At 39.5% G+C, this 14583-nt stretch carries 17 protein-coding genes and 1 riboswitch; of the genes, 15 read left to right on the top strand and 2 right to left on the bottom strand.

Annotation, left to right across the window (positions count from 1 at the left end):
• The first annotated feature begins 161 nt into the window (after positions 1-161).
• Positions 162-305: riboswitch (cobalamin riboswitch) on the top strand.
• A gap of 397 nt (positions 306-702) precedes the next feature.
• The 14 genes from ACFE90_RS06335 to ACFE90_RS06270 all read left to right on the top strand — a co-directional run bounded on the left by ACFE90_RS06335 (position 703) and on the right by ACFE90_RS06270 (position 11381).
• Entirely contained in the window at positions 703-903 is a 201-nt protein-coding gene (locus ACFE90_RS06335) for a hypothetical protein (RefSeq protein ID WP_375498771.1), read from the top strand.
• Positions 904-952: 49 nt separating this feature from the next.
• Complete coding sequence (locus tag ACFE90_RS06330) at positions 953-1996, top strand: methyltransferase domain-containing protein (protein ID WP_375498769.1); 1044 nt, start codon at positions 953-955, stop codon at positions 1994-1996.
• Between the two features lie 56 nt (positions 1997-2052).
• Positions 2053-2394 carry an FAD-dependent oxidoreductase gene (locus ACFE90_RS06325; protein ID WP_375498767.1) on the top strand — a complete coding sequence of 114 codons (342 nt, stop codon included), beginning with the start codon at positions 2053-2055 and terminating at the stop codon, positions 2392-2394.
• Between the two features lie 121 nt (positions 2395-2515).
• On the top strand, positions 2516-3574 hold the full coding sequence (gene cobW, locus ACFE90_RS06320; protein WP_375498765.1) for a cobalamin biosynthesis protein CobW: 1059 nt from the start codon (positions 2516-2518) through the stop codon (positions 3572-3574).
• The gene (locus ACFE90_RS06315) at positions 3558-4022 is read left to right on the top strand and encodes a hypothetical protein (protein ID WP_375498763.1); all 465 of its coding nucleotides are present in this window, start codon (positions 3558-3560) and stop codon (positions 4020-4022) included. Before cobW ends, ACFE90_RS06315 begins: the two co-directional genes overlap by 17 nt.
• 18 nt (positions 4023-4040) lie before the next feature.
• Entirely contained in the window at positions 4041-4913 is an 873-nt protein-coding gene (locus tag ACFE90_RS06310) for a class I SAM-dependent methyltransferase (protein ID WP_375498761.1), read from the top strand.
• Positions 4910-5365, top strand: coding sequence for a hypothetical protein (locus tag ACFE90_RS06305; RefSeq protein WP_375498759.1), 456 nt, complete (start codon positions 4910-4912; stop codon positions 5363-5365). Before ACFE90_RS06310 ends, ACFE90_RS06305 begins: the two co-directional genes overlap by 4 nt.
• 362 nt (positions 5366-5727) lie before the next feature.
• Positions 5728-5991 carry a hypothetical protein gene (locus ACFE90_RS06300; protein ID WP_375498757.1) on the top strand — a complete coding sequence of 88 codons (264 nt, stop codon included), beginning with the start codon at positions 5728-5730 and terminating at the stop codon, positions 5989-5991.
• Between the two features lie 473 nt (positions 5992-6464).
• Positions 6465-6857, top strand: coding sequence for an AMIN domain-containing protein (locus ACFE90_RS06295; protein ID WP_375498755.1), 393 nt, complete (start codon positions 6465-6467; stop codon positions 6855-6857).
• A 17-nt stretch (positions 6858-6874) separates the two neighbouring features.
• Complete coding sequence (locus ACFE90_RS06290) at positions 6875-8089, top strand: ABC transporter substrate-binding protein (protein WP_375498753.1); 1215 nt, start codon at positions 6875-6877, stop codon at positions 8087-8089.
• Between the two features lie 2 nt (positions 8090-8091).
• Positions 8092-9180: an iron chelate uptake ABC transporter family permease subunit gene (locus ACFE90_RS06285; protein WP_375498751.1), complete on the top strand. Its 1089-nt coding sequence runs from the start codon at positions 8092-8094 to the stop codon at positions 9178-9180.
• Entirely contained in the window at positions 9177-10184 is a 1008-nt protein-coding gene (locus ACFE90_RS06280) for an ABC transporter ATP-binding protein (RefSeq protein ID WP_375498749.1), read from the top strand. Before ACFE90_RS06285 ends, ACFE90_RS06280 begins: the two co-directional genes overlap by 4 nt.
• 598 nt (positions 10185-10782) lie before the next feature.
• Positions 10783-11073 carry a hypothetical protein gene (locus ACFE90_RS06275; protein ID WP_375498747.1) on the top strand — a complete coding sequence of 97 codons (291 nt, stop codon included), beginning with the start codon at positions 10783-10785 and terminating at the stop codon, positions 11071-11073.
• Complete coding sequence (locus tag ACFE90_RS06270) at positions 11043-11381, top strand: Crp/Fnr family transcriptional regulator (RefSeq protein WP_375498775.1); 339 nt, start codon at positions 11043-11045, stop codon at positions 11379-11381. The genes ACFE90_RS06275 and ACFE90_RS06270 overlap by 31 nt, the downstream gene beginning before the upstream one ends.
• On the opposite strand, the gene ACFE90_RS06265 is transcribed toward ACFE90_RS06270, so the two are convergent.
• The gene (locus tag ACFE90_RS06265; RefSeq protein ID WP_375498745.1) at positions 11353-11583 is read right to left on the bottom strand and encodes a hypothetical protein; all 231 of its coding nucleotides are present in this window, start codon (positions 11581-11583) and stop codon (positions 11353-11355) included. The two genes, ACFE90_RS06270 and ACFE90_RS06265, sit on opposite strands and share 29 nt — an antisense overlap.
• A 665-nt stretch (positions 11584-12248) precedes the next feature.
• Between ACFE90_RS06265 and ACFE90_RS06260 the strand changes: the two genes are divergently transcribed.
• Positions 12249-13112 carry a glycosyltransferase family 2 protein gene (locus ACFE90_RS06260; RefSeq protein WP_375498743.1) on the top strand — a complete coding sequence of 288 codons (864 nt, stop codon included), beginning with the start codon at positions 12249-12251 and terminating at the stop codon, positions 13110-13112.
• 357 nt (positions 13113-13469) lie between these two features.
• On the opposite strand, the gene ACFE90_RS06255 is transcribed toward ACFE90_RS06260, so the two are convergent.
• Positions 13470-14468 carry a phosphonate dehydrogenase gene (locus ACFE90_RS06255; protein ID WP_375498741.1) on the bottom strand — a complete coding sequence of 333 codons (999 nt, stop codon included), beginning with the start codon at positions 14466-14468 and terminating at the stop codon, positions 13470-13472.
• Positions 14469-14583: the final 115 nt, after the last annotated feature.

Here is a 14583-nt window from a genome sequence, read left to right as displayed (position 1 = left end):
AGTTGAGAAGTCCATTTCATCATTTTTTAAATCTTATTTAGCGACAAGTCTAATAAAAATCCAGAGCAAGTTTTGGGAAAGAATTGAACTTGCCCCGATTCATGACGAATGCCAGTATAGATCGACCATTGATTTTTACGCAAGCAAATCACAGTTGTGTTAATATGCAAAGGAATCTCGGTTCTGATGGGGGTCAGCCATCAGACGTAAGGGGGAAAGTCCGGTGTGAATCCGGCGCTGTCCCGCAACTGTAATCAAGGCTTGCCTTGTGAGTCAGAATGCCCGCCGAAGTTGACTTGTAAATTTTGTACATCTGCGAGGCACGGATGGTTTATTACATGATGAGCGTCAACCCCTTCTTTGCGAGACGCTACGCGAACGGGGAATTCCAAATTCCAAATTCCAAATTCCAAATTCCAGTCTCCATAAATAAATTTAGGGGCTTGTATCCTGTCTGTTCTTCGGTCAGGTCTGATATTTTGAAAGCAGCGCATATTAAAACGCTACAAATGGCGGCTTTCCACGAAATAGATAATTAATATTAAATTTCAATTAGTAATTACTTTGTCAGTAGTCAGGTAATTATTTAAACTTAGAAATCTGAGCAATTTTCGACAAGATATTGCACTAACTTGAAAGTGCTGTATATGCACGCCATATACTTCAGTGTATTTTCGTTAAATTCTGACTCGGTTAATCATCATGCCGAAATTTTATCTTCACCGAGCTGGTCAGATTCCTACTGCTGTTCATCCTTTTGTCAAACAAACGGGTTTTAGAGAAGATAAGCAAAAACCCTTTCTAAATCCCAGGAAAATGATTCGAGGTTGGCAAAATATCGCAAGTTCAACGTATAGGAAGATTACTATTGCCATCGCTCGGATAATTCGGGATGAACCATAAACACACCCAAATCTATCAACAGTTAGCTACATAGAAAGCTTTCACAACAATGTCAACTCTATTACTTTATTTTGCAATTGGTTCTCTTCTAGTTTTGCTAATTGGAATTGCGGTTTATTTCCTAACTGCTCGTAAGTATCAATCCTCAGCCACAGTCGCCAATTCCTACGACCAATGGACGCTTGACAGCATCCTAGAGTTTTACTGGGGAGAACACATTCACCTCGGTCACTACGGTTTGCCGCCACGACGAAAAGATTTTTTGGCTGCTAAATCTGATTTTGTACATTACATGGTTAAATGGGGTGGTCTAGATAAATTGCCGAATGGTACTACCGTCTTAGATGTTGGCTGTGGTATCGGGGGCAGCAGTCGCATTTTAGCGCGAGATTATGGGTTTGCTGTCACAGGAATTACAATCAGCCCCCAGCAGGTGAAACGCGCCCAGGAGTTAACACCCCAAGAACTAAACGCCCACTTTGCAGTCGATGATGCAATGGCATTGTCGTATGCAGATGCCAGCTTTGATGTGGTTTGGTCAATCGAAGCAGGTCCCCACATGCCTGATAAAGCTGTTTTTGCCAGAGAATTAATGCGGGTGCTAAAACCTGGTGGAGTATTGGTTGTTGCTGATTGGAATCAAAGGGATGACCGCCAAAAACCGCTAAATTTTTGGGAGAAACCAGTGATGCGGCAACTCCTAAATCAGTGGTCTCATCCAGCTTTTTCTAGCATTAAGGGATTCTCCGAGCTTTTGGTAGCGACTTCCTTAGTTGAAGGGGAGGTGATTACAGCAGACTGGACGCAAGAAACCCTTCCTTCTTGGTTAGATTCGATTTGGCAAGGGGTGGTTCGACCAAGCGGATTTCTGCGTTTTGGACTGTCTGGTTTCATCAAGTCTGTGCGCGAAGTACCGACTTTATTGCTGATGCGTCTGGCATTTGGTACAGGACTGTGCCGATTTGGAATGTTCCGCGCTGTGCGATCTGCTGAAAGCAGCAGCGCTTCCGCAGAGCGGACGCTATCGCACTCACGTACAGAATTGATGGATAGAAACCTTGTTAAGGGAACTCCCTCAAGCTTAGTTGGGTAGCGATGCCTGCGGCGGGCTGCGCCTACGCACGATCACCAATGAATGAGTTTCAAGTTATGACCCCATCACCAAATCCATCTTTGGCGGACTGCGATGTAGTTATTGTCGGCGGCGGTATTTCGGGTTTGACGCTAGCCTGTGGACTGCAATCGTCAGGTTTGCGAATTTTAGTAGTGGAAGCACAACAACAGCAGCAAGCAACAGAGCGATGCCTACGGCGGGCTTCTCTGCGAGAGGCTACGCCAACGCCTACGAGAGCTTATGCCCTGTCGCCGATGACCAGCAAAATTTTTCGTGATTTAGGGCTGTGGGGTCGCCAGCCACAACTTGACCCTATATCTGCCCAGGAAGCGACTAATGGCAACGATAACGTTAAACATCTAGCTTCTGACCACTGATCCTCGGCGGCGTTGCAGAACATAAACATCTGGATTTTAACACTGGCAACACTGCATGATATCTCCGGTTAAAACTTCTTTCTTGTAATTGCTCCCTTAATCAACAAACGACACGCTTTATATGCAAAAAATTCCCGTTACAGTCATTACAGGATTTCTCGGCGCAGGCAAAACAACGTTAATTCGCCATTTACTGCAAAACAATCAGGGACGACGCATTGCTGTTTTAGTGAATGAATTTGGCGAAATCGGAATTGATGGGGAACTTTTACGTGACTGCCGAGTTTGTGACGATGAAGAAGACCCCAACAGTAATATTGTTGAACTGACCAACGGTTGCTTGTGCTGCACAGTACAAGAAGAATTCCTCCCAACAATGCAGGAATTACTGAAGCGACGCGCCAGCCTTGACTGTATGTTGATTGAAACTTCTGGACTAGCATTACCAAAACCATTGGTACAAGCATTTCGCTGGCCAGAGATTCGCACAGGCGCTACAGTAGACGGCGTAATCACTGTGGTGGATTGCGAAGCCTTGGCAATTAATCAATATGTAGGTGATTTAGCAGCCCTTTTAGCCCAGCGACAAGCCGACTCTAGCATAGAACACGAAACACCCATTGAGGAACTGTTTGAAGATCAGCTCGCTTGTGCTGACCTAGTATTGCTAACTAAGAGCGATCGCGTTGATGAACAAACGCAAGTTAGGGTGCAGGATTGGCTAAAGCAGAACTTATCCCCTGGTGTAAAAGTCATTCCTTGTCAGGATGGAAAAATTAGTGGCGATTTGTTACTCGGTTTCAACGCTGCGGTAGAAGATAACTTAGATAGTCGCCCTAGCCACCACGACAACGAAGCTGAACACGAACATGATGAAGGGATTAATGCAGTGCAACTACTCCTAGACCAAGCATTTGAGCCGACTGTCCTAGTAAAACGCTTGCAAACATTGGTGCAACAGCAAGAAATTTATCGAATTAAGGGATTTGTAGCAGTTCCAAATAAAGCCATGCGTCTGGTATTACAGGGTGTCGGTAATCGATTTGACTACTTTTATGATCGTCCTTGGCAACCCCAGGAACCCCGTCAAACGCGATTAGTATTGATTGGACGAGAGCTTGAGCAGGTTCGCATTGAGTCAATTGTTTTAGGAGAGGAAGTCAATGCGACCATCCAATAGTGTTTGGCAAGGAAATTTTGGCTACTGGCAAAACAGCTTTATCCATAACAATATACTGGTAATCGGTTACACAGGATGGAAAGGATTTCAGTCATTTGGGCGGGGAGTTGTTATTTGTGATGTGGATACTAAAGTTACTCACCCGACAAATACAAGTGTTAATACAGTTCCCTTCACCCTCCAATTTCTCCCCTGCGATCTGATTAGGTTTTACTTGCGATCATTTCAGGATGGCGGATTTATATCACAATCAATCTGTTCATCCATGATTTCATCAATTTTCCCAGCGATCGCAACATACAATCCCCATCAAGATATTCTTCTGGTGCTAAAGGCTGAACCTCAGATTGAGGTTAATTTTTTACACCAACTAAAAATTACTCCACCCGATTGCTACGAACAAGTTTGTAAACGTTGGTCAGAATTTCAGCCAATCCTAATGCTCTAAAACTTACTTTATTCCTAAATGCTCAAGCCCAAATCAAGCAATATTCCGAAACCAACTCGTTACCAAAATGCAGCGATAGATTATTACATGGGACTCACAAATTCCTCTTATCTCCATTACGGGTATTGGGAACCACTACCTATTGCGGGTGAGGAATTGACTCTAACTCGCCTGCGTGCGGCTCAAGAAGCCTATACAGCTAAACTTTTGAGTTTTATTCCAGAGACTGTAAAAACTGTGCTTGACGTAGGCTGTGGGATTGGTGGTAACGCAGCATACTTGGACGTTCGCGGTTTTACTGTTGAGGGATTAGCACCTGATGCACTTCAGCAACAGAGGTTTATTAAAAATACCAACTCTCAAGTCCCTTTTTACTTAATGAGATTTGAAGATTTTCACTCCTCAAACTCCTACGACTTAATTCTGTTAAGCGAAAGCAGCCAGTATATTGCTATTAATGATTTAGCTGAGGGTGCAGCTCGTTTCCTAAGTAGTAATGGCTACCTGCTGCTTGCCGATATGATGCGTTCTAATGCTGAATACCAAAAGGGTATCTTTTCCAATTGTCATGTCGCCAGTGAACTACAAGCAGCTTTAATAAAGGCTGGGTTCAAGTTAATCAAGACTGAGGACATCTCCACCCAAGTTGCACCAACAATTGATTTGTGTGTTGAGAAATTCCGTACTTTTGGGCTAACTACTATTAAATATATTGCAGATTTGGTGGCGATCGCTTTCCCTCCATTACACGCACTCGGTCGTTGGGTGTTTAAGCGCTGGCTAGAAAAGCCAATTGCTGAAGGGTTAGCAGCACGCACTATTTTTGAGAGCCATCTGTGTTATTCTATCCAACTTTGGCAGTTATCAATTCATGAGGTTAATTTAAGATGACTACAGAAATAAACACTCAAGATTGGCAACAATATTTTATCGCTACTAATTTATTGGCAATTGGTTACAACGCTTGGGTTGGTTATTTAGGAGGAGAACGCGGTGTGGTAATTTGCAGCACCAATTATCCTCATTTAGGTATAGCTGGTGAAACATTTAAAGCGCATTTTATCCCACGTAAAAATCTCGCAGCTTTCTTAAATGCTTGGTTAGCAGCACCCGATACCGTACTGTTGCAAAGACACTTCATGAATGCTCATATTCTCGAAGCTGTAGACAAGTATAATCCGCATAACGATGTTGTATTTTTATTGGAATACGGAAATCAGGCTGGGTTTTTCTATTTAACTAATTTACCAATTACACCACAGCAATGTTACAAAACTATATGCAAAGAATGGGCAGAATTCCAGCCTCAGTATACCCTCTCAATAGGAACAAAAACACAATGAACTTATCCAAAATAAAAAAATGCTTTCTAGTTTTACTGCTTTATTTCAATTGCGATATATAGAGTTTTAATAGCAAGGCTAAAGACTTAAATCCCAGAATATTAAAAAAATGAAAATTATTTATTCCGAGAGGGGATAATTATATTTTATCTATATTATCCTATTTCCATTTATCTATAGCTAATCAATGTTTTTTAGTTGCTATAAAAAATCATTAACCAATTCTCATTATTACTCCTGAATGTATTAACATTTGTTGATAGAATGATTAAAATTTAATTTTAATGTAAAAATAGACTGACATTGAAATTTGAAGGTGTTAAAGTTGTGCAGTTACATAGTAGCATATTTGGGAGAAAGTAGTGAAAAAACTACCTATAATTTTATTTGCAAGCTCAACGTTTGTTAGTTCTTTGCTACTGAATTTGTTCTTTGATAAATCGGCAAAAGCAAATAATCTCAATCAGGAGAAATTACCTGAGAATGCTGCCACAAATGATGCTCATACAGCTACTTTAAATTGTCAACGTCAAAACTGTACTGGAAATGCTCATTTAGCAACTTTTAATCGCCTATTTATGGCAAAAGCTGATAATACTCAGGCTGATAATCAAAAGGTGATATAACTAAACATGACAGATGAGGAAAGTGATGCTGCGATACCTTCGGTAAGCTATCGCTAACGCTAAATTTGGTTGTGACTGTCCGAAAGCGATAAATGCCTTACGTTAGACAAGGGGAATTACTATCGGAGTTGAAGGAGAATACCTTTCACCAACAGAGAAAATCACACCTTGTACAGATAAAAACATACAGACTAATTCTCAATCAACTAATTCTCAATAATAAAATCTCAGTTTCATGGGTGCTTCTATAGTAATTTGAGAAAGCTTTGTCCACCCGTTTGAAAATGGGTGTGAATGAAATTATACTGACTGTCAGGAAATTCCATCTATCTTTACTAAATAAGTTTTTATTGATTATCCAAAATTATTGACATCTGAGATTTTCTTACTTATGATTTTCAATCAGTTCTGATGTGATTTACTATCTAAGAAAATCTCTGTAAGTAAATTCAACAAGATCCTCACCATACTGTATGAAATTACGCTGGTTTTTACTGAGCTTAATTAGTATTTTGCTGCTATCCTCTCCGGCAAAAGCAACTCGATTAGAATCTTGGCACTTTGACCCCACTCACAATCAGCTTGACCTAACCACTGACTCAGGTATTCAACCGAGAGTTTTTTTAATTGATAATCCTAAAAGACTTGTTATTGATTTATCGGGAACTATTTTGGGCTATCCTAAAACCAAACAAAATTATGGTTCAGCGATTCGAGAAATTCGGATAGCACAGCTTGACCCCCAGACAACCCGACTTGTAATTGAATTAGCATCTAGTTATACTATCTCTCCCCAAAATATCATAGTTAAGGGAGATTCTCCTTCTCATTGGGTAGTCAAACTATCATCAATTATCCACCGATAGACAAAAAATTAGATAATATGAATTTTGTCAAATTGCCTAATTCCAAAATTATTTTTTTATATCAGTTTTTTCTCATTGCGACTTTAGTAATTGCTTGCCATAGTACGGCAATTAACATATCTACAAATACCAATAATAACGGTTGTATTCAAAAATATGATCCCAATACTGATTACTTCCCGAATAAAATTAAGATTACTCATGCAACAGGCTTGGCAGTAGAGTATCATAAACACTACAAAATCGTCACTATAAAAAATCCTTGGCAGAATGCCAACACAAAGTTTCAATATGTTTTAGTTCAATGTGGAACTCCCACGCCAAAAGAATTTAATCAAGCACGGGTAATTACAGTTCCCATTAATTCCATAGTTTCTCTATCTACTACTTATTTACCCCACCTAGCCAAATTAGGTGTAGTTAATAAACTGATTGGTATTAGTAATAGTAAACAAGTCAATACTCCTGATGTAGTCGAGAGAATCAAAGCCGGAAAATTAGCACAAGTAGGTGATAATTCAAATGTGGATATAGAGAAAGTACTAGAATTAAATCCCGACTTGATAACAACTTTTAGTACTGGAAATTCCCAAACTGATAGTTATAGTAAACTCACAGAGGCGGGTTTGAAAGTGGGGATAAATTCTGAATATATGGAAGACACACCACTGGGAAGAAGCGAATGGTTAAAATTTACTGCTCTGTTTTTTAATAAAGACGAACAAGCAGAAAAAATATTTAGTGAAATTACCAATAAATATGAACGAGTAGCTCAAAAAGCTAAATCTGTAAAAAATCGTCCAACTGTATTTATAGGATTCAATTTTAAAGGAACTTGGTATATGCCTGGAGGTAAAAGTTACGTAGCTAAATATCTGGCTGACGCAGGAGCAAACTATCTCTGGAGTGATGATAAATCCTCTGGTAGTTTACCTTTATCTTTTGAAGTTGTTTTGGAACGTGCAGCCAATGCTGACTACTGGTTGAATTTTAGCCAATCTTGGAATAATTTAAAGGATTTAGTCGTAGAGGATAATCGCCATACTGATTTTAAGGCTGTGAAAACAGGCAATCTTTACAATAATAATGCCCGTGTTAATGAAAGTGGAGGTAATGATTATTGGGAAGGCGGAATTAGTAACCCAGATATAGTTTTATCTGACTTAATTAAAATACTGCATCCAGAGATATTACCTAACCATCAGTTATTTTATTACCACCAAATTAATTAATAATGTTAAGCAAAAAATATAAACTTAAAACTCCCTTACTAACCCAAAAAAGTCCGGTTTTCAAAACCATTATTTTTTTAATTATACTTATAAGTTTAATCTTGGCTTTTTTATTAGACTTGGCTTTAGGTTCAGTTGATATTCCTCTTAATGAAGTAGTTAAAATTTTGCTCAGACAAGAACCAGAGAAAGTAACGTGGACTCATATTATTCTCAAATTCCGCCTACCTAAAGCTTTAACTGCAACTTTAGCGGGTGCAGCTTTAGGTGTAAGTGGCTTGCAAATGCAAACCCTATTTAAAAATCCCTTAGCGGGACCTTTTGTATTGGGTATTAGTTCTGGTGCAAGTTTAGGTGTAGCGTTAGTTGTGCTGACAGCAAGTGCTACGACACCAACATTATTAGCAGATTTGGGAATCATTAGTGATTTTGGTTTAGTTATAGCTGCAAGTCTAGGCGCAGCATCAGTGTTAGGGATGATGTTATTTGTGTCTCACCGAGTGCAAGATACGATGACACTATTAATTTTAGGTTTATTGTTTGGTTATGCTACTAGTGCAATAGTAAGTATTTTGTTGCAGTTTAGCTCAAAAGAACGCATTCAAAGTTATATTATGTGGACTTTTGGTAGTTTTGCTGGGGTGACTTGGAGACAGTTAGTTGTTTTAATTCCTGTGATAGTTTTGAGTTTATTAGGAGCAATATTGCAATCAAAATCTCTAAATGCACTTTTACTTGGTGAATCTTATGCACGTAGTTTAGGTTTAACAGTACAAAAAACCAGATTTTCTATTATTACTAGTGCATCTATATTAGCTGGAGCAATTACTGCTTTTTGCGGCCCCATCGCATTTTTAGGTGTAGCAATTCCCCATCTGTGTCGTAGTCTGTTCAATACTTCCGACCATCGGATATTAATCCCTAGTGTAACAATCATGGGTGCAATCCTAGCATTGTTTGCAGATTTATTTTCCCAACTTTGGGTAAGTCAGATGGTTTTGCCTTTAAATGCTGTCACTGCTCTAATTGGAACTCCTGTTGTGACTTGGGTAATTCTGCGGCGTAATTCCCAAAAATCTTTTCCGTCATGAATGATGCAATTTTAACAACTCATAGTTTGAGTATCGGCTATAAAACATCCCGAAAAAATGTGCGGTGTGTTGCATCGGATATTTCTGTATCTTTGCAAGCAGGGGAACTGGTTTGTTTACTCGGCCCTAATGGTGCAGGTAAATCTACATTACTGCGCTCACTTGCTGGAATGCAACCCCCAATTGCAGGTGAAGTGCGACTTTTGGGAGATAATGTCTATAACTTAGCACCGCAAGAATTAGCCAAACGTCTAAGTTTGGTACTTACCGAGAAAGTTGATGTAGGAATGCTATCAGCCTACACCTTGGTGACGTTGGGGCGACATCCTTACACTGACTGGTGGGGAAATTTGACACCTGAAGATGAAGCAATAGTACATTGGGCGATAAAATCTGTAGGCGCAGTACACTTAGCACCACGCCAAGTTAGTGAATTAAGCGATGGTGAACGCCAAAAAATTATGATTGCGCGTGCTTTGGCTCAGTCGCCTATTGTGATGTTACTTGATGAACCAACAGCATTTCTCGATTTACCGCGACGGGTAGAAATTATGCAATTGTTGCGTCAGTTAGCGCGAGAAACCAATCAGGCAATTCTCTTTTCCACCCACGATTTAGATTTAGCTTTGCGTCTGGCGGATAAAGTTTGGCTATTAACAACTAATGGTATTTTACACGTTGGCGCACCAGAAGATTTAGTGTTGAGTGGTGCTTTTGCTGATACTTTTGAAAGTGAAGGTGTAGAGTTCGATGTTGCTTCTGGAGAATTTCATCTCCACTTACCTTATAAAGGAGAAATTAATGTGATAGGTGAGGGAATTGCCATAACATGGACTATTCGTGCTTTCAAACGTGCAGGCTTCCAAGTTAATCAAAATAAAAATGGCTTAGCAGTAGAAGTGATAACACAATCCAAACAAGTTTTATGGAAAATCACAAACAGCCAGACTGTATATATTTATCATTCATTGTACGAACTGATTAAATTTTTAAATTATTTATAAAAGCGTTGTCCTACATATAAGCTCAATGCCTATTCCTCCTGTTTTAGCAGTTGTAGCACTAGTACCTTCCAAATCATCATACTTATTGACTTTGTAGATGATACTCGAAAGTAACCAACTGAATATAAAAATGGCATGGGGTCATGTTAACCCCTATGGTACGTTCAAGTGGATATGACTGAGCGGTTATCGATTGAAACTGTGGCTGCGTAAAGTCCTCTATTTTCAAGCATTTAAGTGAGTTTACCCCGTTCCAATGTTAGTCAGTCTTTAAACTAAACTGTTTAGTTTATCCCTGGTGTCAGCTACGCTATATCTACCCCCATATGGGTGTTGGCAAACAGTGGCTTGACCTCTGGATAGTCTGCAAACAAATTCCTATAGAAGTGAGTTTACAACTCACTTTCCTGTTCTTTAATCTGTGAAAAACTCGATTTCAACAATTCAATATTCAAAGACATAGAGCAGTTCCTCTTGTTCACTATTTGTAGTTTGCCAAATCCTTGTAAATCCATCTATGAGCTAGCTCATATTTGCAACCTCAAAAAGTTAAATTGGAGAAGAAAAGTCAATCCTGCTTAATTAGGGCGGTTCAAAGATGCAAGTCACGGTTGAACAACTTCAGCAAATTCCATTCTTTTTTAGACTCGCTCTAGACCAGCTTGCACAGTTGCAAACTTATGCTGTGGTTAAGCAATACTTGCGTGGAGAAATTATTCTCCATGAGGGCGATCGCTTGCCTGCTAAACTGTTTGCTGTTGTCAGTAGGAGAATTGAAGTTAAGAAAACCGCTTCTACAGGCAAAGAAACGATTTCGCGAACGTTACCTGCCGAGAACTATTTGCTGCGCCTACATTACTGGGCAATGGCTCATCCCCCGCAACCGTAGTAGCACAGCAAGATTGTCAGATTCTCACGATTGAACGCACTGCTTTACTAACACTGATTCAAAACACTCCAGAAGTTGCCTTGCAGATTATTGCAGTCCTCACGGAGCGCCTTCAGCTTCTCCATCAAGCGGTGCATGGATTAGTTTCAGAACGGGCACTCGTGCGGTTAGCGCAATACATTCAGCAGGCTGCGATCGCTGAAGGAACAGACGTGACCGAACAAGGAGTATTATTGCGATCGCGTCTGCCCTACTATCAAATTGCCCGCAGCATTGGGATTACCTATGAAGAACATCGAGGTTTTTAGCTTCCACGCCTGGAATCTCAACTCTTAATACGAACTCTGAACCATTGTCAGATAATTCAACAGCAGGAACCCAGGCTGTTCTCGGTGATGCAGAAATTTCAGAGTTGCCGCGCTCGGCTGCTGTAAGCTCAGAGAAGAGTTGATCCATTTGACGACGTAAAATCTCCATTTCACGGAATGGTTCCCAACGAATGAGTGCCATATCTCAATCTCTCCTTAACTTTCTAATTGACTTTTGAGTAATTAAACTAAGTTTTAGGGGAATGTAGAGGTTTCAGATATTTAATCAATTATCGAACCTCTACGTTTTGAGAGAGAAGCTTTGTTTGTTTTGTTTCTTCTCTCTAGAAACTAATTTAATAAAAGGAAAATATAAAAAAAGTTGGGTAAACCGTACATACATAAGTTGGATTTACCGTATCAAACAAAAAAAGGATGGAAAGCTTGAGAATAGTTGATGTCAAAGTATCTTCTTAAGGTAGCAATTGACTTATGCACAACAACGAACAGCGAATTCTCCATTCATGAGCAGTGAATGCCAAACCGTGGATAAGTATGTATAGTTTCAAACAGACTTCTTCGGAGCCGTGTTCTTGTCGCATACAGAGCTATTGTATAAATTATATAGGGCTTATGTAGAAAGACAGTTGCATTATAAACTTGTGCAAATGGAGAACTCTATGATTAAGTTAGGTCGGTGTAAATAATTATCGTTGGGATAAGGCAGTTCTTGCTGGGAGCAGGGGAAAGAGGGTTTTAACCTTGTTTACTTTTCTTCACACTGTTTGCTTTTATTGTGCCGACTTACTTAGAGATCAATCGTTTAAATTATTTTTTGTTTAGAATACCCACAAAAGGCGCTTGTTAATGATTAGTATAATTACACCAGTTTATAACGGTGAGAAATTCATAGAATCTTGCATTCAAGTTGTAATTGACCAAAACTGTTTAGAAGTGGAGCACATCATCGTCGATGGAGGTTCAAGCGACAAGACAATAGACATTATTAAGGATAAAGCCAATCAATATCCCCACATCCGATGGATTAGCGAAAAGGATCGAGGACAATCTGATGCTCTCAATAAAGGAATTGCTATAGCACAAGGAGAAATTATTGGTGTTTTAAATGTTGATGATTTTTATGAAAAAAACGTTCTTAGGCGCATTTTTGAAATTTTCCAAACTTTACCAGAGCCTAGCTTGATTGTTGGGAACTGTAATGTTTGTAATCAACAAGATAAACTAATTTATATTAATAAACCTAGCAAATTACGGACGATTGATTTCCTGTTAGAAAGGCGAGTTAATGAAGATAGAATTATCGATGCTTCTTTTCCAGTAAATCCATCTGCTTACTTCTATCACAAATCATTGCATCAGCAAATCGGACTCTATAAAGTAGAAGATCATTATGTAATGGATCTAGATTTTCTCTTAAAAGCGTTTAGCTCATCTCATGTTAAATATTTCAATGAAACTTGGGGTAACTATAGATATTATCCAGGAACCAAAACATTTAATGATTCTGCTAGAGGAACCAGTTTGATGCGAATTAAACAATTATTTAATGATTATATTAAAACACTATCTTTGATAGAGCAATGGAAAATTTTGTTAGCTCGGAACCTGAATTTTATTTTATTAAAAATATTTTATTTTTCTAAGCATCCAGAACGATTATCTGAATCAATTAAGCAGCGATTAACTAATACCAGTTCGCGAAAATCCTGATCCATATATAGGACTCCTATTTGATTTTTGAAATATACATAGGGTGTGAAAGCGCAGAAAGTACGGCACTTTCTCCAAAGCTTTTGGTACGTTACGACTAGGGTATCAAGGCAGCCAAACAGAAAGCGATGCTTACCGTGGGCTACGCTGACGCTAAAAAAATTGAGCAGAGTTTTGATGTCCCTATTAGTCTAATTTACACTGTCAAACGCAGTCTACAATATAGATTCTGGTAGTGGGGCTGTAGGTAGAATGGTTTGGTGATATGTTTGGGAGGATACTTGCGGTGAATCTTTTGGATTTGGTTTATCTAGAAAAAGCATTAGTAGTTTTTTTGCTTAATGATTCTCCAATTTACTAATTTGAACTTGGACAATTGATTGCTCCTTGAGGAGAATGACCTTGTAACGCTTGTAAAATATTTTGAGATGCTTCTATAGCAATGTCATATCGTAAATCATCCACCGCAGATCCTAAATGGGGAGTAAAAAACGTTTGGTCTTGTTTCTCTAACAGAGATGGAGGAATTTTCGACGGGCGATCGCCACGGGCCCAATCTTCTAGTTCAAAGACATCAGCTGCATAACCTGCTAAATGTCCAGAGGCTAAAGCATCACTCACCGCTTGTTCATCAACTACTGAGCCGCGACACGGATTGATTAAGAAACTCCCTGGTTTCATCCGTGCTAAAGATGTCTCATTTATCAAATGAAACGTTTCTGGTTGCAGAGGAACCATTAGTACAATAAAATCACTCGTTGCCAATAGCGTATCTAGAGAAACCTGTGACAAGCACCAAGCTGCTGCTTTTTCCTTGGGTAAAGGCATCGCATCGGTGTAAATCAAGTTCATTTCAAAACTGGAAAGCCTTTGAGCCAGAGCTTGTCCCAGACTCCCCATACCAACAATCCCCAGTGTTCGGTTTGCTAATCCCATACCGTATAGATGGGGTCGCCAACCTGCAAACGTGCCTTGACGAATCAAGCGATCGCCTGGCAACATCTGGCGGGCTAACCCGATGATCAGTCCAATGGTCAACTCAGCTGTTGGCACAGCCAATAAGCTAGGCACGATAGTGAACCAAACACCTTGACGGGTACAGGCATCAACATCAAAATTATCGTAACCTTTCAATGCTCCGGCAATAATCTTTAATTTTGGACAAGCTTTCAGAAACGCCTCATCAATTCGATCTGGCATAAAAACCATCAAAGCTTCAGCATCCTGTGCCAACTTGAGAATTTCTTCACGCGGTAAAGTCTCTCTAGTGGGATTTGCAACTACCTCACAATATTGACTTAAGTTTGTAATAATTTCCGGGTGAACCCAGTGGGTAATTACAACTTTGGGTTTCATCAGCAACCTCCTAGACTAAACGTTTCCTAAGATAACTACTAAAACCATCAACCAGAATTACCATATAGGAATCGTATTTGATTTTTGAAATTATCTACGTGGGCGGGGAGTAGGG

Origin of the sequence: uncultured Nostoc sp., from assembly GCF_964245445.1 — a bacterium.
Lineage (GTDB): Bacteria > Cyanobacteriota > Cyanobacteriia > Cyanobacteriales > Nostocaceae > Nostoc.
Note: the sequence above shows the minus strand (reverse complement) of the source record. Positions and strands in the feature narration are given on the sequence as shown.